Annotated in this window: 14 protein-coding genes; 4 read left to right on the plus strand and 10 right to left on the minus strand. The window is 64.4% G+C overall.

Translation table 11 applies throughout. The features are described 5' to 3' along the window. Nucleotides 1–72: 72 nt before the first annotated feature. From ACEN8U_RS21255 to ACEN8U_RS21300, 10 genes are all read right to left on the minus strand, one after another. Complete coding sequence (locus tag ACEN8U_RS21255; RefSeq protein WP_015002760.1) at nucleotides 73–2,484, minus strand: polysaccharide biosynthesis tyrosine autokinase; 2,412 nt, start codon at nucleotides 2,482–2,484, stop codon at nucleotides 73–75. A 23-nt stretch (nucleotides 2,485–2,507) separates the two neighbouring features. Next, nucleotides 2,508–3,704: a polysaccharide biosynthesis/export family protein gene (locus ACEN8U_RS21260; RefSeq protein ID WP_013588575.1), complete on the minus strand. Its 1,197-nt coding sequence runs from the start codon at nucleotides 3,702–3,704 to the stop codon at nucleotides 2,508–2,510. A 37-nt stretch (nucleotides 3,705–3,741) separates the two neighbouring features. After that, complete coding sequence (locus tag ACEN8U_RS21265; RefSeq protein WP_015002759.1) at nucleotides 3,742–4,695, minus strand: glycosyltransferase family 2 protein; 954 nt, start codon at nucleotides 4,693–4,695, stop codon at nucleotides 3,742–3,744. 2 nt (nucleotides 4,696–4,697) lie between these two features. Next, nucleotides 4,698–6,107: an undecaprenyl-phosphate glucose phosphotransferase gene (locus ACEN8U_RS21270; RefSeq protein ID WP_015002758.1), complete on the minus strand. Its 1,410-nt coding sequence runs from the start codon at nucleotides 6,105–6,107 to the stop codon at nucleotides 4,698–4,700. Nucleotides 6,108–6,143: 36 nt separating this feature from the next. Beyond that, entirely contained in the window at nucleotides 6,144–6,878 is a 735-nt protein-coding gene (locus ACEN8U_RS21275; RefSeq protein WP_006048767.1) for a Crp/Fnr family transcriptional regulator, read from the minus strand. Between the two features lie 626 nt (nucleotides 6,879–7,504). Further along, nucleotides 7,505–10,129, minus strand: coding sequence for a glycoside hydrolase family 2 protein (locus ACEN8U_RS21280; protein ID WP_015002757.1), 2,625 nt, complete (start codon nucleotides 10,127–10,129; stop codon nucleotides 7,505–7,507). A 41-nt stretch (nucleotides 10,130–10,170) separates the two neighbouring features. Next, nucleotides 10,171–11,301: a DUF1839 family protein gene (locus ACEN8U_RS21285; protein ID WP_015002756.1), complete on the minus strand. Its 1,131-nt coding sequence runs from the start codon at nucleotides 11,299–11,301 to the stop codon at nucleotides 10,171–10,173. Then, nucleotides 11,298–12,350 carry an amino acid--[acyl-carrier-protein] ligase gene (locus tag ACEN8U_RS21290; RefSeq protein ID WP_015002755.1) on the minus strand — a complete coding sequence of 351 codons (1,053 nt, stop codon included), beginning with the start codon at nucleotides 12,348–12,350 and terminating at the stop codon, nucleotides 11,298–11,300. Before ACEN8U_RS21290 ends, ACEN8U_RS21285 begins: the two co-directional genes overlap by 4 nt. After that, complete coding sequence (locus ACEN8U_RS21295) at nucleotides 12,350–13,606, minus strand: acyl-CoA dehydrogenase family protein (RefSeq protein WP_015002754.1); 1,257 nt, start codon at nucleotides 13,604–13,606, stop codon at nucleotides 12,350–12,352. Before ACEN8U_RS21295 ends, ACEN8U_RS21290 begins: the two co-directional genes overlap by 1 nt. After that, the gene (locus tag ACEN8U_RS21300; protein ID WP_013588568.1) at nucleotides 13,603–13,851 is read right to left on the minus strand and encodes an acyl carrier protein; all 249 of its coding nucleotides are present in this window, start codon (nucleotides 13,849–13,851) and stop codon (nucleotides 13,603–13,605) included. The genes ACEN8U_RS21295 and ACEN8U_RS21300 overlap by 4 nt, the downstream gene beginning before the upstream one ends. 269 nt (nucleotides 13,852–14,120) lie before the next feature. Between ACEN8U_RS21300 and ACEN8U_RS21305 the strand changes: the two genes are divergently transcribed. From ACEN8U_RS21305 to ACEN8U_RS21320, 4 genes are read left to right on the plus strand one after another with little or no spacing between them, the layout of a single operon-like run. Further along, nucleotides 14,121–14,654: a GNAT family N-acetyltransferase gene (locus ACEN8U_RS21305; RefSeq protein WP_028363281.1), complete on the plus strand. Its 534-nt coding sequence runs from the start codon at nucleotides 14,121–14,123 to the stop codon at nucleotides 14,652–14,654. Continuing rightward, nucleotides 14,654–16,189, plus strand: coding sequence for an O-antigen ligase family protein (locus ACEN8U_RS21310; RefSeq protein ID WP_015002752.1), 1,536 nt, complete (start codon nucleotides 14,654–14,656; stop codon nucleotides 16,187–16,189). Before ACEN8U_RS21305 ends, ACEN8U_RS21310 begins: the two co-directional genes overlap by 1 nt. Before the next feature lie 25 nt (nucleotides 16,190–16,214). Beyond that, nucleotides 16,215–17,393, plus strand: coding sequence for a glycosyltransferase family 4 protein (locus ACEN8U_RS21315; protein ID WP_015002751.1), 1,179 nt, complete (start codon nucleotides 16,215–16,217; stop codon nucleotides 17,391–17,393). Further along, nucleotides 17,390–18,547 (plus strand): glycosyltransferase family 4 protein, encoded by a 1,158-nt coding sequence (locus ACEN8U_RS21320; protein WP_015002750.1) that lies wholly within the window; start codon nucleotides 17,390–17,392, stop codon nucleotides 18,545–18,547. Before ACEN8U_RS21315 ends, ACEN8U_RS21320 begins: the two co-directional genes overlap by 4 nt. The last annotated feature ends 4 nt before the right edge of the window (nucleotides 18,548–18,551 follow it).

The following is an 18,551-nucleotide window of genomic DNA, read 5'->3' on the forward strand; positions in this document are numbered from 1 at the left end:
CGCTCAGCGGCAATAAAAAAGGCTGCGCCTTTCTGCGGCGCAGCCCTCGATCCATTCCGTGTGCAACACGCACTAGTCTCGCCTGGAAACCTCGTCCGGATTCGTGGTCGTGTACGTGTACGCATAAGCGTAGTCATACGTACCATTTTTATTGTGGCTCTTCAGAGGCACCGCATTCATCACGCCGCCCACCACGCGGGCGCGTGCGCGGCGCAGCTTCTTCAGCGCCGCGGCAAGATGGCCTTCGGTGTGCGCGCCGGCACGCATCACGAGCACGGTCGAGCCCGCGAGATTGGCCACCACCGCGGCATCGGCGACCGCGAGGAGCGGCGGCGTGTCGACAATGATCAGATCGAACTGCTGCTCGAACCGTGCCAGGATTTCGCTAAAACGCGACGACGTGAGAATCTCCGACGGATTCGGCGGATACGTGCCCGCGGCGATGAAATGCAGGCCCGCGACGCCGGTTGCGCGTGCTGCCGTGTCGAGATCCACCTGGCCCGTCAGCAGCTCGGTGAGGCCGCCTTCGGGCGAGCGTCCGAGGTATTGCGCGAGCCGGCCGCGCCGCAGATCCGCGTCGATGAGGAGCACGCGCTTGCCGGACTCGGCAATCAGCGCCGCAAGGTTCGCGCTCAGGAAGCTCTTGCCGTCCGAAGGAGCCGGGCTCGTGATCGCGACGATGCGGTTAGGCGCATCGATCAAGCCGAACTGCAAGGTGGCGCGCAAACCGCGCAGGCCTTCGACTGTCGTGTCGAACGGATGCGTCTTCACGAGCAGTGGCCGCACCGGCGCCTTGCCCGATGCAATCACGGTCTGCGTGCCCACGGGCTCTTTTTTGGCGTCGTCCGCACTTGCGCTGGCGTGCGCCCGGGAAGGCAGGAGTCGCGCGATGCCGGCGGGTGCCGCTGGCGCGTCCTCGACCTCGCTTGGCCGCGAGCGCGGCGCGGAAAGCGCGGCGGTACGCGCGGCGCTCAACTGGCGGTCGCTGCGCGCCTGTTCCGGGCTGAAGGTGATCGCGCCGAAAATAGGCAGCTGGAAACGTCGTTCGACGAACTCGGGATCGGCCACGCCGGTAAAAAACTTGCGTCGGCAGAACGCGAACAGAATGCCGCCGATCACGCCGAGCAGCGTGCCCGCCGAAATGATCAGCGCCGACTTCGGCTTAACCGGCCTTGAAGGCAACAGCGCTTCGTCGATGATGTGCACGTTGCCGATGGTACCGGCCCGCGAAATCGACAGCTCCTGAATCTTGTTCAGCAATGCGACGTAGATTTCCTCGGCGACTTTCGCATCGCGTTGCAAGGCAAGCGCATTGCGCTCGGAACTGGGCAGCGTCGTGAAGTGATCTTCAAAGCGGGCTTTTTCGCGCGCCATGGCGCTCAGCTGCGAATCGACCTGCTGCACTTCCGGGCTTTCCTCCGTGAAGCGCCGCAGCAGTTGCGCGCGCTGAATGCGCAGCGCCGCAATCTGCTTTTCATAGTCGAGTCCGCCCGCGAGATACACGCCCGCTTCCTGAGTGGGTTGGAACGAGCCGACTTTCGACTGATACTCGGACAGCGCGGTTTCCGTCTTCTTCACTTCGGCGCGCAGACGCGGCACTTCGCTGTTGAGGAACTCCAGCATGTGGCTCGCTTCTTCCTGCGCGCGTTCGGTGCGCTGCTTCAGATATGACGCGGCCACGGCGTTGGTGATCGCGGTGATCGCATGAGCGTCCGTGCCCGAATACGACAATTGCACGACACCCGTATCGCGGCCTTTTTCGGCGACCTGCAAGGAGGTGGAGAGCGCCGACACGGCGTCCAGCTGATTGAAGCGCGTGACATGAAACTCCGTGCCGGGACGGGCCACCAGTTTCTTCACCAGCAGCGTGATGTCATGGCCTTTTGCTTCTGTGCCGGCGACACCCGTCAGCAGTGTCGCGCCGAACGCATCGCACAGCACGTAGCGGCCGTTACCGAGCGCACGCAGCGTCAGTTGCGCGCCTTCAAGCGACTTCGGCACGAGGATGGAGCTCACCTCGAACTGTTCGCCACCCCACGCATATTCATTCAGGCCGAAGGGCGCGCCGAAGGGATGACCGGGACGCGCAAACAACGCCGAGATCTTGCCGAGCACCGGCACCGTGTTCGCCGACGTGCTGAAATTCAGCTTGAACTGTTCGACCACGGGCTCGACCACGGCACGGCTCTTGATGATTTCGATCTCGGCTTCGGTGCGCATGGGGCCGATGCTCGGCATCAGCGAGAGCAGTTTCTGGCCTTGCGCGCTGTTGCCGTTGCTTTGCGCGTCGACCTGCAGCAGCGCATCGGCGGAATAGACCGGCGTGGCGATTTTCGTATAGATCACCGCCGCGAGAATCACACTGCCTGCAATACCGATCACCCACCAGATCTGCTCCATGACCGTGCGCAAGAGGTCGCGCATCACCGCGTCCTCGTCGCCGTCCGGTGCCGGACCGTGATCCAGCATGTCATACGTACTCATGTCGAAACTCCGTTGCAAGCAATTTATCTGGAGAGCTGGACGGTGTAGAAGAGCGACTGCAGCGTCGGTGTGATCTGTTCGAGCGCACGGTTAAAGCGTGCCGCACTCGACACCTGCACGTACACCACATCCTTCGGCTGCAGATCGAATTTGGTCATCAGCATCAACGCATCCACCTGGGTCATGTCGAGTTGATACACGTCGGGCGTGAGCGTCTTGTCGGCGCCGCGCACCACGTAGACGTAGCGTGGATCACCGGTCTTCACGTCGAGGCTGCCAGCGCCGGTCAGCGCGTCGGCGAGCGTGAGGCGGCCGCGGTTCATCGGCAGCGAGGTGGGCTTGTTCACTTCGCCGAGCACGAACACGCGGCTGTTCGAACGGTCCGGCACGTCGATGATGTCGCCGTCCTTCAGGAGTACGTTCTGTTGCGGATCGCCCGTTTCGAGCAGTGCTGCCACGTCGACGGTGTAGCGTTTGCCGTCGCGCGTGACGCCGACGTTCTGCAGGTCCGCATCGGGCAAGGCGCCGCCCGCGCGATTGATCGCGTCGAGCACGGTGAGCGGCGCATCGGTGATCGCTTCCGAGGCGGGCGTGCGCAGATTGCCCGTGACCTGTACCGACTGACTGTTGAAGCCCGACACGCGCACGTCGAGTTGCGGATTGCGGATGGTGCGCGCAAGGCCCTTCGTCAACGCTTCCTGGACTTCCTGCGCGGTCATGCCTTGCACCTTGATCCGCCCCACGCGCGGAAAGAAAATCGTGCCGTTATTCGCGACGCGAACCGTGAGGCCGCCTTCGCCGCTGCTCGTCACGGTCGGCGCGATCGGCGTCGCGCCCTGCGTCTGCGTGGGGCCGGGAGAGGGCGCGACGCCGCTCGCGCCCGGCAGCGGCGGCGTGCCGGCCGCGGTGCCCATGCCGCCCGTCAGCTCCGGATGGTCCCACACGATGATGGTCAGCTGGTCGCCTATTCCGAGCCGATATTCGTAGTGACCCCGGGTTTGCGGTGTGAGACAGGTCAACGGACAGACGGCGGGCACAGCGGCCGCGCGTTGCTGACGAAAATAGCCGACGTCGATCGTGTGGACCGGAAACTTTTCCGCGGTCTGTTCGGGCGGTGCAGGCTGCTCGAGCCTTTTCGTGTCGAGGTAAGGTCCTGGCGCGAGCGTGCAGGCACATAGAGATGCAGCCGCGAGCCCCGCAGCAATTGTTCTGGTCGTCATTTTATGGTCCCTTCGCGTGTAGCCGGTGCGTCGTTGGTTAGCGCACCGCTTCCTGCCATGCCCCGCGCATTGCGCGTAAACCCACTCGCCATTTGCGAAGCGCAAGCGCCAGTCCGCCGCGCTCGAATGCAAGCGACAATGCGCGCAGAAACCCCGGGTCCGCGCGATCGCCGATCAGCGTCGAGTAAACGACGAACGCCCATCGGCCGGGTGGCGTCAGGTGTTCGCACATGATGAGTCGGAGATTGAACGACGCGTTATAGAACGCCGTGTCGTTGAATGCGAAGCGCTGATCTTCGTCGCTGCGCTGAGCGGGAAAATGCTCGACGAGCAACGCCGGGTCGTAGACGAGCGTCCAGCCGCGCCTGCGCACGTCGAGGCTGAAGCCCATTTCGCAATGAACCTGCGCGCCGCTGCCGCGCAGGCGCGCGTCGAAACGCAGTGTGCCGATCGCTTCGCGGCGAAACGCCATGTTCACGCCCTTCAGCACGTCCACTTCGCGCGCCTGCCCATGACCGATGTGATGATTGCCTATCGTGCGGCCGTACCAGCGCACGATGCCGACGCACGGCTTCTGCCCCTGCAGAATGCCGTTGTTTTCATGCACGATGTCGCGTCCACCCAACCCGCCGAGGCACGGATCAGCCTGAAATGCGCGGGCGATCCGCGCGACCCAGTCCGGATGCGGCGCGGCGTCGTCGTCGGTAAAGCAGAGCACGTCGCCGCATGCGCTCTCTATGCCGAGGTTGTACGCGGCCACCACACCGGGCTTGTGCACGAGCACCACCGCACGACGCGGATCGGGCCGCGTGGCCTCGCGCGTGCGCAGCCAGTCGAGCGTTGCATGATCGTCGTGACGCGCGATGACGATCACCTCGTCCGGCCGGCGCTCCTGTGCGTCGAGCGCCGCCAGGCACCGTGCGAGATCGGCGGTGCGACGGTACGTCGGCACGATCACGGAGACTTTCACGAGCGGTTCCCGTAGCGGCATGATCAGAATGCGTTGCGGCTGACAAAACCCTTGAAGATGGTGATGAACACAATCTTCATGTCGAACCAGAACGACCAGTTGTGGATGTAAAAGAGATCGAACTTCACGCGCGCTTCCATCTTCTCCACCTTGGCGGTCGCGCCGCGATAACCGTTCACCTGGGCCCAGCCGGTAATGCCGGGCTTGATCCGATAGCGGTGCATGTAGCCGTACACCTGATCCTTGTAGAGGTCGTCGTGCTCGATCGCGTGCGGACGCGGGCCGACCACCGACATCTGGCCGAGCAGCACGTTGAAAAACTGCGGCAGTTCGTCGAGACTCGTGCGGCGCATGAAAGCGCCGAGCTTCGTCACGCGCGCGTCGTGGCGCGAGGCCTGCGTGACCTGTCCCTCTGCTTCGTGATGCACGGTCATCGAGCGGAACTTGTAGATGGAGAACGGCTCGCCGTCGGCACCCTTGCGGATCTGGCGAAAGAACACCGGCCCAGGCGAGGTGAGCTTGATGGCTGCCGCGAGCACCGCGAACACCGGCGCCAGCGCGACGAGTGCGGCCGCGGCGAACAGCCGGTCGAAGATAAGCTTCGGCCACATCTGCGGCGGCGAAAGCGACGGCGCGCTCAGATTCAGCGTGGGCAAACCGACCACGTCGACGAGCGAGTGGTCGAAAAGCGAGAGGCTGCGTACGTCAGGGATAAAACGCAGATTCACGAAGTCATGCCGGAACACGCGCTGGAAGCGATAGATCGTATGTTCTTCTGATAAGGGCAACGCGAGCCATACTTCATTCACATGCTCGTCGCGCACTTTCGCGGCGAAGGCATGTGGATCGGTCAGCACCGGCAGCCGGTTCAGCCGCGGGTTGAGCCGCGCACCGGACGATGCGAGCGCATCGACACTGTTTGCGAGGCTGGTGTCGAGCACGCAGACCGGCTTGAAGCCGGCTTGCGGCGCATGTTCGAGATGTGCGAGCAGCGTGCGGGCAAAACCCGGTGCGCCGACAATTGCGACCGTGCGGAAGTTCATGCCGCGCCGGCGAACGCTGCGCAATGCGACATGTACTGCGCACTTCGTCGCAATGATCAGCGCTCCTGAAATCAGCGTCGAGTAGGCGAACCAGAGGCGCGAGACGGCGTCCATGCGATGCAGCGTGAACGCGAGCAGCAATGCGGCCGCGACCACGGCGAGCCATGCCGCGGCCACTCGCGCGAGCATCGCGCCCAAGGCCTTGCCGCGCCACGTTTCGTAGACGCCGAAGCCGGGAAACATCAGCAGCACCAGCACGCAGTTGAACGCGATCAGCAGGCGTTCCGTGTCCGGCAACGCCGCGAGCGTCGAAAAACGCATCCAGTGAGCGAGCAGGCCTCCCGCAATCACGAAGAGTGCGTCGAGGCATCGCGCAGTATTCCTGAACATTATTGACTCTGCGAGGTGGTCGAAACGTACAGCGTCTTATTCGACGGTCTCGGCCTGGCGCAGGCGGGGCAGAAGGCGGTCGAATTCGCGCTTCACGAGGCCGTAGCACTCGCACGCGCGTGCTTCGAGCCCCTTGCGGTCGAGCACCTTGATGTGTCCGCGGCTGTGGTGAATGAGGCCTTCGTCGTGCAGCTTGCCGGCTGCCTCGGTAATGCCCTCGCGGCGCACGCCGAGCATATCGGCGATCAGTTGCTGCGTGACCGTGAGGTCATTCGACGCGACGCGGTCGACTTCGATCAGCAGCCAGCGGCACAGTTGCTTGTTCAGTGCATGATGGCGGTTGCATGCCGCGGTCTGCGCGACTTGCGTGAGCAGCGCGTGCATGTAGAGCAGCATCAGACGGCGCAGAAAATCCGAGCGTGCGAATTGCTGCTTCAGAGCCTGGGCGCTCATGCGATACGCGAAGCCGGCGCATTGCACCTGCACGCGGTTCGGCATGGTTTCGCCGCCCGTGAGCACGGGTACGCCGGTCATGCCTTCGCGCCCGACCGCGGCGATCTCGACGGAGCTGCCGTCTTCCATCGTCGAGAGCATGGAGATGATCGCGGTAGTGGGGAAGTACACGTGATGGATGCGTTGGCCGGAATCGCAGAGCAATTGCTCCGTGCGCAGATGAACCAGTTCGAGGTGGGGAGCAAGCGCCTGCCATTCGTGAGACGGCAATGCGCCGAGCAAATGGTTACCGTGCAGATCTGATTGAAGTGTCAACATGATCGGTCCTCGCGTGAAGCCGCGCGTCGCGCGTCTTCCTGTTTTTGATCCGATTCCTGCACCCTTTCATAACTCGTGCGCTGCGTTGCAAACAGCGGAGGATGAACAGAATCGGCCCCGTATTGGCCTGATGTGCCGACGCCGTTCTGGTTGCTCCTCACGGCGCCGCGATGTTGCGTGCTTGTATTAGCGAGGAGTATGCCAACCATAGGGAAAAGCCTGACTGGTGCGACGCAGCGAGGACGGCCAGGTCGATTCGCCTTGCCGTACGCGCCTTTTTGTTTCAATTCTGTACACCGGCCATCCAGCGGCGCGGCGCGTGCGCCGGTGTTTTTGTACGAGCCAAGTGCTTGATCCGATTGACTTCGCAATAGCTGGCAGCGGTTTTGCGAGGGATACGCCAGGGTTGTCCCGCGCTTCGCGGGCGCCTTCTCACGCGGTGTCCGGGATGTGCCGGAATTGATTCAGATGTGTTCAACCGGCTACGTGGGTTGCCGTACGGTTCGACATTTGTGATCCTCAGGAGTCGCAAAAGAAACGACAGTGACGGACTGCGCCCGACAGATGCGTTCGCGCAGCGCGAGGTTTTACGCGCCTCGCGAAGGCATGGCCGGCGGCCGCTACGTTTAGCCGTAGAAGGTGGGGGAAGCGGCATTGAGCGCGCGGACTTCGCCGGCGGGTGCCGCAGATGTTGCATCGGCTTTGCAGCCTGAGTTGGATGCGCGCGCAACCGTCGCGCCTTGCGGCGCCGACGGCAGCAGCGGCACGATGCAGGGCCGGTTCGGCACGAGGTGAAACCAGTCGTGCGCTGCGCGATAGCGTGAGTCAATGATATGAACGAAGCGCGCAAAGCGCTTCGCTTCTACGACGAGCTGCCAGCCGTCGTCCACGCGTTCCACCGCGACCGTCAGGCCCGGATCGCTGAGTGCGCCCACACGCCTGTCGGGCAAATGGAAGGCTTCCGACATGATCCGTCCGCTCGCCGCATCGCGCAGCGTCGCGATTGTGACGTCGTGCGCGCGTGGGCCGAAACGGTACGCGTGCGTCAGATCGAAGAACTGGTCGAGGCACGCGGCCGCGGAGATGCGCTGGGTCGAACGCGGCGCGAGTTGCACCGCGCGGCTCGCCGCCGCAACCTTCACAGAGCCGTCGCGCAGGCAGACGAGCTCCAGTTGCGCCTCCAGGGTGTGGTCGCGCTCATTGATCAGGTGGATATCGAGGCCGTTGAGGCCTTCGTCCGTGAACAGCGCCTGAATGGGTTGGAGCGCTCGCGCGAGGCCGTGCAGCGCGCTTTTAGGCCTGCCTGTCGCGTCGATCAGGCCCCAGCCTGCGCCGGGCCGCACGTCCTGAAGCTGCCAGACGAGCCCGCCGCCGCAGCCGGAGCCGGCCCTGCGCCATTCGGCGAACACATCGGCCATCAGCTCAGCCACGACCGCGCGCGAGAGGTCGAGGTAGCGCTCGGGGTTTTCGTAGCGCAGGCGCGCCGGCTCGACGGCATAAAGCGTCTGAAGATAGTGGTCGCGCACGTCGTCGAAATCCCAGCCCGCGCCCGGATCGCGCGGCACGGCTGCTTTCCAGCGTGGATCGTGCGAATGGATGGTGCCGAGCGCTTCGTGCAAGGTGGCGTCGTCGGGCACGTTCGCGAAGGCGAGGCACTCGGCGGCAAAGCGCACCTGCGAGCGGCGCGCGTCGTCGAGCGGGCGTTGATAGGCGCCCACACCATAGTAATGAGTGATGCCCTCATTAGTGGAAAACGGCCATACGCCCAAGGACGGCGAGTTGCAGACATACGGCACGTCGGGCCGTTCGCGCGCGACGATGGCGGGTAATTGCTGGGTGAATACTGGTTGCGCGCGCATCGAACGCGGCAACCCGAACATCGCGGCTTGCTGTTCGGCCTCGCTGCCGCCGCACAGTACCGCGAGTGAAACATGCCGGCGCGTACGGGCGAGAAACTGCCGGGCTTCGCGTTCGATGGATGCGCTAAAGGCCTCATCGTTCGGGTAGTCGAAATTCGCCAAAGCGAAGTCCTGCCAGACCAGGAGACCGTATTCGTCGGCTAGCGCATAGAACTTGTCCGACTCGTACACCATGGTGCCGCTTACGCGCAGCATGTTCATACCTGCATCGCGCGCGAGTTCGAATGCGTGCCGCAGTTGCGCTTCCGTGCCGGTCAGTGTGACGAGGTCGGCGCTCGTCCAGCACGCGCCGCGGCAGAACACCGGCACACCGTTGACACGCAGCGCGAAGCCGTCGCCGTGCGCGCCGCGCTCGACCTCGATCTCGCGAAAGCCGATGGGTCCGAGCGGCCAGCAAACCGGGCCGCTGTCATTCAGGTGCAACGTAAGCGGATATAGAGTAGGCGTGCCATGCGTATGAGGCCACCAGCGTTGCACGCTGGGCACGCGGACAGTGCCGGCAAGTGTGTATGCATCGATCCATTGCAGCGGTGAAACAGTGCCGCCGCAGCCCAACGAAGCGTGACAGGTCGCGATATCGTGTGAGCGAACGAAATGTAGCGTGAGCGAAACAAGGCCGTCGTCGCCCGCTATGCTGCTCGTGACGTCCATGCTGTCGATCGCGTGACGTGCGTCGCTCAGGAGTTCGATGGGCCGCCATGGTCCCACGGCGTGAACCGAAGGGCACCAGCCCGGCATGTGCCCGAGCAACGTAGTGCGCACGTTGCGCAGCGCAGGCGGCGAGACGAGCCGCGGCCGCCAGCGGGCGCGCGAGCGTTTTGCCGCCAAGGCTGGCGTCAAAGAGCGAAAGCAGAGTGCAAGCAACGTGGTGCCGTTCAGCTCGATGTCGAGATCGTGCGCGACAAACATCGACTCGGAGTCGAGACGCCGGACGCCGTCGACCCAGACCTCGGCAATGGTCGCAAGCCCATGCATGCGCAAGCGGCGCTTGCCTGTGCCGCACAACGTGACGCGATACCAGTGATCGTCGAAGGCGAGCGGGGTGGGATGCATCACGTCGAAGAGACCCGCTGCGCGGCGCGCGCTCGCGACGGTGCCCGGCACCTGCGCGGCGAGCCACCCGCCTGTGGGCAGGTCGTTCGGCGACGCGCATGCGCCGGCCGGTGTGCTCACGCATTGCCAGCCGGTGTCGAGGCGTTGTGGCCAGATAGCTTCGACTGCATCGGCGAGCGCTTGCGCCTCGACCTGCGTGGAGGTTTCGTCGACCGTGGCGGAGGGCGCGGCGCCGGTGTCATCGTGTTCGGGCGCCGGGCCCGTCGTCAGTGCATCCACGGCGAGTTCCTGAAGAGTCCCCGAAGCTCGGGGTGCATGCGTCACAAGACGAGCGCGGCAAGCGGCGGCAATGTCTCGTCATAAGCGGTTTCGAGCACGTCGAAGCAGTCGTCGCAGAGATCGCGGCGCCCGCGGGCGATGGCGCGCACGAGCCGGAACTGCATCACCATCGACTCCGACGCGATGCGCTGTGCCGCTGCAGGAATCGTCGCGGGAATCTCGAAGCCTTGCGCCGACAACCAGAGCAGATACTTCGAGAGAAATTCGAAGTTCGCGCCGAGCTGCCGCATCAGATTGAACGAGTAGGGGTGGAAGAACGCCTCGCCGCGCTCGAGCAGCGTGTCGAGATGCTCGGGAAACGCGGCACGCCATTGCGAAATCGGGTTGCTCAAGGGCCGGCGTCCTAGATGCGCGCACAACAATTCGGCCGAGGCTTCGGCGAGCGCCATACCCTCCAGTGCAGGCCGTGCCTGCTTTGCGAATTCCACATAGGGAAACAGCAGGTCGGGTTGCTGCGCGAATTGCGGCAGCTTGCGGAACACGCCGTCGTAGTCCTCGCCGTCCAGCGTGTGATAGCCGGTGTTGTGAAAATAGCCGAGACGTCGCGTGCCGGGATCGATAAAGTCAATGCCGATCGTGGTTTTCGGATGCTCGCGGCGATACGACGTGGCACGTGTATTCGGCAGATAAAAGCCATCCACTTCGACGAGCACCGTGTGGCCACGCAGCGTTTGCGCGAGCACGCGAGCTTCCAGCGAGTCGTAGATTGCGAGTTCCTGAACCTGCGTGCCATAAAGACGCTCGAGATCCTCGAGCGGAAATTTGAAGAACGTGAACTGATCGCCTTCGAAGTCCTGTGTGACCGTAAAGGCAAAGGCGGCGCGCGGATCGAGACCAAAGCCGTGCAGCAATTCGATCCACAGGTCCACATAGCAATTGGTTTCCTGCCAGACGCGCTCGCCCTGGTGCAACAGATGCGGCTCATGCTGACGAGGCGAGGTTGGCGCAGTGCGAAGTGTCGCGATAGGCGAGGAAGGGGCCGCACCGTCGGTCGACGCTGCGCCGCGCGGCGATAGCGGCGAACTGCAAGGCGTGCCTGATGCGCACGATCCGCCCGAGGGGCGCGATGCGCCCGGACTGTTCTTCGGCAGCGGTGTCAGCGACGGATTCATACGCCGTCTCCCGCAGCGTCTGCCTGCGTGCGCATTCGTGCGATGCCCTGCGCGACGCGCGCTTCGGTTTCACCCCACAGCAGTGCGCGCACGTCGTCGGGCCAGGCGTTGACTTCGAGCCCATGATGGCGAAACAGCGCGAGCGTGATGCGCTCCATCCCGAAGCCGACGCAACCGGTATGCGCGACCGTGCCGTCTTCGCATGCAATTTTCCAGATGCCGCCGAAGTGATCCATGTGATAGTTGAACGACAGGCACGCGGTCTTGCTGCCGGGATTGGCGACCGGAATCAGCAGTTCGAACTTGAGCGCCTGCGCGCGCTGACTATCGGCGATGATCTTGCCGCCGCGGCCGAAGAACGGATCGTTGGCGAGGTCGACTTCGACAGGCAATTGCAGCAGCGAGACGAGCAGCGAGCCCCGTTCGATCCACATCTGCCGGAACGCCATGACCTGCTGCGCATTGCCGAGGCGTACATATTCGCGCTGGCGGAACATCTGCATGCGCGCGGGATCGAGCGACGGTTCGTGACGAAAGCAATACGACAACACGTCGATCGTGCGTCCGCCGGCCGGCAGCGGACCGCGCCGTGCCATCACCGGATAGATCGGATAGCACGCCGCCGGGGTGAGCACCACGCGCGTGGGTGTCTGCTGCGCCATCCACGCGTCGCTGCGGTCGTCGTCGCTTTCGTTCATGGCGTCGTCGAGCGCTCGCAGGAGGCGCTGGTGACCCAGCTCGTTGCCGCAAAACGAGTGGATGGTCCCCGCGAGATCGGGAAAGCTCTTCAGATATTCGCTATCTTCGAAGTCCGTGCGGCGCATGGCAGGCGGAAAGCGCAACACTTCGGGGTCCTGATCGGCGCCGAGATGCGTGATCGCGACATTCAGCCGCTCCACGACGTCCTCGAAAACCTGGCTGCGGCCATACAGGCCGTTCTCGCCGGTATCGATCAGAAGCCCTGCGGCGAGCAGTTCGTCGCGAAAGCTCGGCGTAGGCGGTTGATCGGGCGTGGCGGCGAGGGCGGCGGTATCGGTCATCGTATTCATCAGGCTCTCCCCGGAGCGGCGGGACGCTGCGCGAGCAGCAGGCTCGCGGTGTTCTGCGCGATGCGGTCGTTGTTGATCATGAGCGGCGCGGAGTACAGGTCGCGCAAATGGCGGCCCACGCTGTACGGCGTGCCGTTCTTGTAGCCCGCCATGCCGCAGATCATCAGCACTTCCTGCACGACGTCGAGCGCGGTCGAAGAGATGCTGGTCTTCAGCGTGTTCATGTCGGACGCAAAGCCGAGCATGGCCGCAAGCGGCGCATCCGCTTGCGATTCGTTCAGGCGGGCGGCGTGCGCCGCGCGCGCGGCGTCGAGCGCGACCTGCAGGCGCGCCTGCATCATCTGCAGCAGACCGACGGCTTGCGCGAGGCGCATGCCGGCCGGCGGAACGGAGCCGGGTTTCGAACGCGCCTGTGCGCGAAAAAAGGCTTTCGCACGGTTGACCGCATCGGCGGCGACACCTGTCCACACGGACGCCCACAAAGTGTGCGAAACGGGCAGCATGGTCTGGTCTGCGATGTCGGCAAAGGGCGTGGGCAGGATCTGTTCGGCAAGCCCTGTGGCAACGAGCCTGAAGCCTTCGCTGCAGGTGCCGCGCATGCCCATCGAATCCCACACGCCGCGATGTTCGAGCAGCGTTTTTTCGCGTAATGCGACGATCAACACCTGATCCGCTGCGGCCGACTCGGCCGTGCGGCGCGCGGTGACCAGAATGGCATCCGCATGCGCGCCATACGAAATGGTGGGCGCAAGCTTTTCGATGCGAAAGCGCGCGCCGTCGAGCTCGACCGCGCAGGCACTCGTGCGCATGTTGCCGCCGATCGTTTCTTCAGACGTGGCCGAGGCGAATAGCCACTGGTGCTCCGATAGTTGCGCGAGCAACTGCCGGTGCCACGGCGAGGCGCCGCCATGTTCGTCGATACAGGCAACCTGGATCTGATGCATCGCATAGATCATCGCCGTCGACGCGCACCCTTGCGCGAGCGTTTCGCAAATCGCGCCGACGTCGGCGAGAGACAACCCCGCGCCGCCGCACGCGGTCGGCACCATCGCCGAGAGCAGGCGCTCGTGCTTGAGCGCCGCGAAAGCTTCGACGGGAAAGCGCGCTTCGCTGTCGACGGCATCGGCGAACTGTGCGGCGACGGCGGCGCAGCGCTGCGCCGCCGCGCGCCAGCCGGGTTCGGGTTCTATCGCGGTCAATGCCGCAGGCGCCGGGGATGCCGCCGGCGCGGCCGGATCCAGGAGCGGGGCGTTCATGCCGCTTTCGCCTGCTGCAGTTCGGTGACCGCGGCGGCCATCGAATCGATGCTCGAAAAGAGCCGCCGCGTGAGCATGCGGTCCGGAATCTCGACGCCGAATTCATCCTCGATGGCCAGCATCAGATGCACGGTCGCGAGCGACGACAGACCGGCGGCGTACAGGTCCGCGTCGTCCGCAAGGCTATCCGGAGAGACGTCGAGGCGGGCCGATTCGGAAAGGATGCGTCGCAATGCGGTCTTCATGGTGGTTGTCCCTCTGTTATGCAACGGTCTCGTGACATTCGCCCGCTGCGGCGAATGCATGGGTCGATCTCTGCTCGCGACGCGACGCGTTATCGGTGCCTCGTATTTAAGAATCGTCAAACTCCAGCGTCAGTGCGATGGCGCACGGAAACAGCCGTATGGCGGCTTTAACGTGTAGCCATCCTGACGGCCCCGCCTGTCGACCGAGGTCCGCAGGCGGCCCGTGGCGCCGGCCGCATCGAACATTAAAGAATCCGCTGGGGAACGTGATGAACTGGAAAACGCTGGAATTCGAGCAGCTTTCTGCGCGCGAGCTGTACCTCATCTTGCGGGCACGCAGCGCGGTGTTCGTCGTCGAACAGTCGCATGTCTGTCTCGATGCCGATGGGCGCGACGAAACTTCCCTGCATGTCTTCGCCGTGGAGGACATGGCGAGACCCATGCCGATCCTCGCGTATGCTCGCGTGCAGCCCGGCGATGCCGAAGACCCCGAGGTCATGATCGACAAGGTGCTGACGAGTCCGCTGCGGCGCGGCGACGGTACGGCGGAAATGCTGGTGGAGCGCGTATTGCAGGCCATCGGCGAACGCTGGCCGGGGCAGGCCGCACGCGTGAGCGCACCGGTGGGACTGCGCGAGTTCTACGAGCAATTCGGCTTTCGTAAGACGGAAGGCCCGTATCTCGAACACGGTGTGCCGTTCATCGGTCTCACGCGGCAGGTGCGCGGTTCGCAACCGCTCGGCGCGTTACGGCGCCGCGAGCGCGACCGCGCCGCCCTTATCAACACGTTCGAGATGCTGTAATGGAGCCGGTGCTGATCACGCCGTCGAGCGCGCGGCTCGCGCTGAGCCCGACGGCTGACGAACGGCGCGCGGCACCGCGCAAACCCGCTACGCAAACGGCGAAGTCCGTGCGCCGCCGCAGGTCGGTGCAGCTGCGCCATCCGCTGCGTTTGCCGTTGCTGCTGTTCGGCGCGACGCTTGGACTCATCGTGCTGCACCAGGGCAGAGTGGTAGAGCTCTTCTTTCCGGCCGGCGCATTCGCGGTTGCGCTGATGCTGTACCGGCGCTCGCCTGCGCATTACCTCGGTTTCGTCTGCTGGCTGTTCTTCCTGACGCCTGAGGTTCGGCGTCTCGCGGACTTCGTGAGCGGTGCGTTCAATCAGCAAAGCCCCATCATGATTGCGCCGCTTGCCGCGGTTGCGCTGATGGGCCTCACGCTCGTCAAACATGTCGCGACGTTCGGCCAGCGCCGCGCCGCGCCGCTTCTCCTGATCGTGATCGCGCTGGTGTACGCCTATGCGGTGGGCTTCGTGCAAGCAGGGCCGGCTGCGGCGACCTTTACGCTCATCAACTGGCTTTACCCGGTGATGGTCGCCTTCTATATGACGGTGACGTGGCGTCACTACCCGGACTATCACCGCGTTCTGCTGAAGACGTTCGTTTATGGCGGACTCCTGATGAGTCTCTACGGCCTGCTGGAATTCGTCTCGCCCATGCCGTGGGACGCCTTCTGGTTGATCGCGTCGAAAATGGAATCCGAGGGACAGCCGGTACCGTTCGGCATGCGCATCAGCAGCACGATGAATTCATGCGGCCCATTCGCGGTCACCTTGATGACGATCCTGCTCATGTCCCTCGCGGCACGCGGCAAGGCGCGCATTGTGCTCGGTTGCGTCGGCATTCCCGCACTGCTGCTGACGAGTGCGCGCAGCACGTGGGGCGGCTTCACGATTGCGCTGATCTATTCGTTCACGATGCTCGACGGCAAGAGCCGCGTGCGCCTTCTCGCCGGCGTGCTCGGTCTCGCCGTGATGGCCGCTCCGCTGATGATGATCGACCAGGTGGCCGACCCGGTGGTGCGGCGCTTCAGCACGATACAGGACATCGGCGAGGACAACAGCTACCAGGCACGCGCGGAGTTCTACAAGAGCTTCCTCTCTTCGGCGCTCACCGATATTGCCGGGCAGGGCCTCGGCGCGACAGGTCTCGGCACCAAGCTCTCCGACGAGAAGGCCGCAGCCGCGCACGCCGACTTCGACAGCGGCCTGATGGAAGTGCCCTTCGTGATGGGCTGGCCCGGCACGCTGCTGTATACGACCGGTGTGTTGATGCTGCTGTGGCGCGCCTACCGCGCGAGCCGGCGGCACCCCACCGATCTGCTCGCCATCTCCGGGGTCGGCGTGGCCGTCGCGATCTTTTCGATGATGGTCTTCATCAACACGCTCACGTCGGTTTCCGGGATGTTTTTCTTCCTCGGTGTGACGTTGCCGGTGATCTCGCTGCGCTATGCGCGAGAACGTCACACGGCAAGCGGTGCAACGCGCTCCCGCGCCTGACGCGTTAAAAACGAAGGACAACAGGATGCGGATTCTCATCGTCACCCACGTCGTGCGCAAGAACGATGGGCAGGGACGCGTGAACTACGAAATCGTGCAGACAGCGCTGGCGGCGGGCCATTGCGTCACGCTGCTCGCTGCCGAGGCCGCGGCTGAACTCGTCGAGCATCCGCGCGTGCGCTTCGTGCGCGTGGCGACAAGCCGCCTGCCGACGCGGCTCGTTCAGTATCAGATGTTCGCATTGCGCTGCGGCGCGTGGATCCGCGCGCATCGCAAGGAATTCGACGTGGTGCATGTGAACGGCTTTATCGCGTGGGCGAGCTCGGACGTCAACGCCGTCCACTTCGTGCACGACGGCTGGTACCGGTGCGGTTTCTATCCGTTTCGCTTTCTGCGAAGTTTCTATCACGCCTATCAGGTGCTCTACACGTGGCTCAATATAGCGTGCGAAAAGTGGTCGTTTCGCCATACCGACGTTATCGTGCCGGTCTCGCAGAAAGTGGCGGGCGAAGTGCGCGCATTGGGGATCGGCGGTGCACGCGTGCAGGTAATTCATAACGGCGTCGATATCGACGAGTTCAGGCCCGGCGCATCCGAGCGCGCGCATTTCGGCTTGCCGGAAGCACCGTTCGTGCTGCTGTTCGCGGGCGACCTGCGCATGTCGCGCAAGAATCTGGACACGGTGCTGCACGCGCTCGTGCAGACTTCCGCCGAGGTCCATCTCGCGGTGGCGGGTATTCTGCACAACAGTCCCTATCCGGCTGTCGTGGAATCGCTCGGTCTCTCGGAGCGCGTTCATTTCACCGACATGGTCATGGACATGCCGGCATTGATGCGCTCCGTCGACGCCTTTGTATTTCCTTCGCGCTACGAACCAATGGGGCTCGTTCTGCTGGAGGCACTGTCCGCCGGGTTGCCGGTAATCACCGTGCGCACGGCAGGCGGCGCCGAAGTGATCGGCGCGGACAGCGGCATCGTGCTCGACGATCCGGACGATGCCGCCGCGCTTGCCGCAGCGATCATGCGCGTGGCAGGCGATTCCGGCTACGCGCGCGGCCTCGGCGAACGTGCGCGCGACGTGGCGCGCGGCCTGAGCTGGCAGGCCATGGCCGAGCGCTATCTGACGGTCTATGAGCAGGTGCATGCACGGCGCGCGGCACAGGCGCTGCCGCGCGAATGCGCGACGGAAGCGGTGAAGCTATGAGCACGGCGCCCATCGATTCGTTGCAAATCGGCATGCACTGGTTCAATGAGCGGCCAGGCGGCCTTGACCGCATGTTCAAGGCGCTGATCGATACGCTGCCCGCGCAGGGCGTGAACGTGCGTGGCATGGTGGCGGGAAGCGCGAGCGTGTTCAACGCTTCGGGAGGACGGGTGCAATCGTTCGCCGGCGCGGAGGCGCAGCTCGGCGCCCGGCTTCTCGGCTCGCGCCGGCATTCGCGCGTGCTGCGGGCCGCGCGCATGCCCGATGTCGTCGCAAGCCATTTCGCGCTGTATGCGGCGCCGACTGCGGGCGTGTTTCGCAACGTGCCGAAGGTCGTGCATTTTCACGGCCCGTGGGCGGCCGAATCGTATCCGGGCGGCGGGGGCGGCATCGCGCGTGCGTTGCGCGTTGCATTGGAGCGTTTTGTGTACCGCGGCGCGACGCGTCATATCGTGTTGTCGCGGGCATTCGCACGTCTGCTTCATGAGACGTATGGCGTGGGCGAGCACAGCATCCGTATCGTGCCCGGCTGTGTGGATGTGGCGCACTTCAACGTCCGCGCGACGAGGGCCGAGGCGCGCCGGCAACTCGGTCTTGCAACGGACAGGCCGCTGATTTTCTGCATCCGCCGCCTGGTCTCGCGTATGGGACTCGAGGATCTGATCGATGCAATGGCGGTGGTCAAGCCGCTCCTGCCGGACGTCCTGTTGACGATTGCCGGCAAGGGGCCGCTCGCCGCGCAATTGCAGGCGCGCATTGTCGCGCGCGGCCTCGATAACCATGTCCGGCTCGCCGGCTTCGTGCCCGACGAGACGGTGCCGTTGTGGTACCGCGCGGCCGATCTTTCAGTCGTCCCAACGGTGTCATTGGAAGGCTTTGGCCTCACCACCATCGAATCGCTTGCTGCCGGGACGCCGGTTCTCGTCACGCCGGTGGGCGGCCTGCCCGAAGCCGTGGCTCCGCTGTCGCGCGATCTGGTGCTGCCCTCGGGCGGCTTCCGTGCGATCGGCGAAGGCATGGCGGACGCGTTGCTCGGGCGGCGCAGGCTGCCGGACGAAGACGCATGCCGCAACTATGCGCGCAAGAACTTCGACCAGCCCGTGGTGGCCGCGCAGGTCGCGCGGATTTACCGCGAGGCGATCGAAGCGTTCTGATGTG

The organism is Paraburkholderia phenoliruptrix, from assembly GCF_047325075.1.
GTDB classification, from domain to species: Bacteria; Pseudomonadota; Gammaproteobacteria; order Burkholderiales; family Burkholderiaceae; genus Paraburkholderia; species Paraburkholderia phenoliruptrix.

Excerpts from the sequence above, each read along its gene's own strand:
- ACEN8U_RS21255 (WP_015002760.1), bottom strand. The coding sequence starts at position 2,484 with ATGAGTACGTATGACATGCTGGATCACGGTCCGGCACCGGACGGCGAC.
- ACEN8U_RS21260 (WP_013588575.1), bottom strand. The coding sequence starts at position 3,704 with ATGACGACCAGAACAATTGCTGCGGGGCTCGCGGCTGCATCTCTATGT.
- ACEN8U_RS21265 (WP_015002759.1), bottom strand. The coding sequence starts at position 4,695 with ATGCCGCTACGGGAACCGCTCGTGAAAGTCTCCGTGATCGTGCCGACG.
- ACEN8U_RS21270 (WP_015002758.1), bottom strand. The coding sequence starts at position 6,107 with ATGTTCAGGAATACTGCGCGATGCCTCGACGCACTCTTCGTGATTGCG.
- ACEN8U_RS21275 (WP_006048767.1), bottom strand. The coding sequence starts at position 6,878 with ATGTTGACACTTCAATCAGATCTGCACGGTAACCATTTGCTCGGCGCA.
- ACEN8U_RS21285 (WP_015002756.1), bottom strand. The coding sequence starts at position 11,301 with ATGAATCCGTCGCTGACACCGCTGCCGAAGAACAGTCCGGGCGCATCG.
- ACEN8U_RS21290 (WP_015002755.1), bottom strand. The coding sequence starts at position 12,350 with ATGAATACGATGACCGATACCGCCGCCCTCGCCGCCACGCCCGATCAA.
- ACEN8U_RS21295 (WP_015002754.1), bottom strand. The coding sequence starts at position 13,606 with ATGAACGCCCCGCTCCTGGATCCGGCCGCGCCGGCGGCATCCCCGGCG.
- ACEN8U_RS21300 (WP_013588568.1), bottom strand. The coding sequence starts at position 13,851 with ATGAAGACCGCATTGCGACGCATCCTTTCCGAATCGGCCCGCCTCGAC.
- ACEN8U_RS21305 (WP_028363281.1), top strand. The coding sequence starts at position 14,121 with ATGAACTGGAAAACGCTGGAATTCGAGCAGCTTTCTGCGCGCGAGCTG.
- ACEN8U_RS21310 (WP_015002752.1), top strand. The coding sequence starts at position 14,654 with ATGGAGCCGGTGCTGATCACGCCGTCGAGCGCGCGGCTCGCGCTGAGC.
- ACEN8U_RS21315 (WP_015002751.1), top strand. The coding sequence starts at position 16,215 with ATGCGGATTCTCATCGTCACCCACGTCGTGCGCAAGAACGATGGGCAG.
- ACEN8U_RS21320 (WP_015002750.1), top strand. The coding sequence starts at position 17,390 with ATGAGCACGGCGCCCATCGATTCGTTGCAAATCGGCATGCACTGGTTC.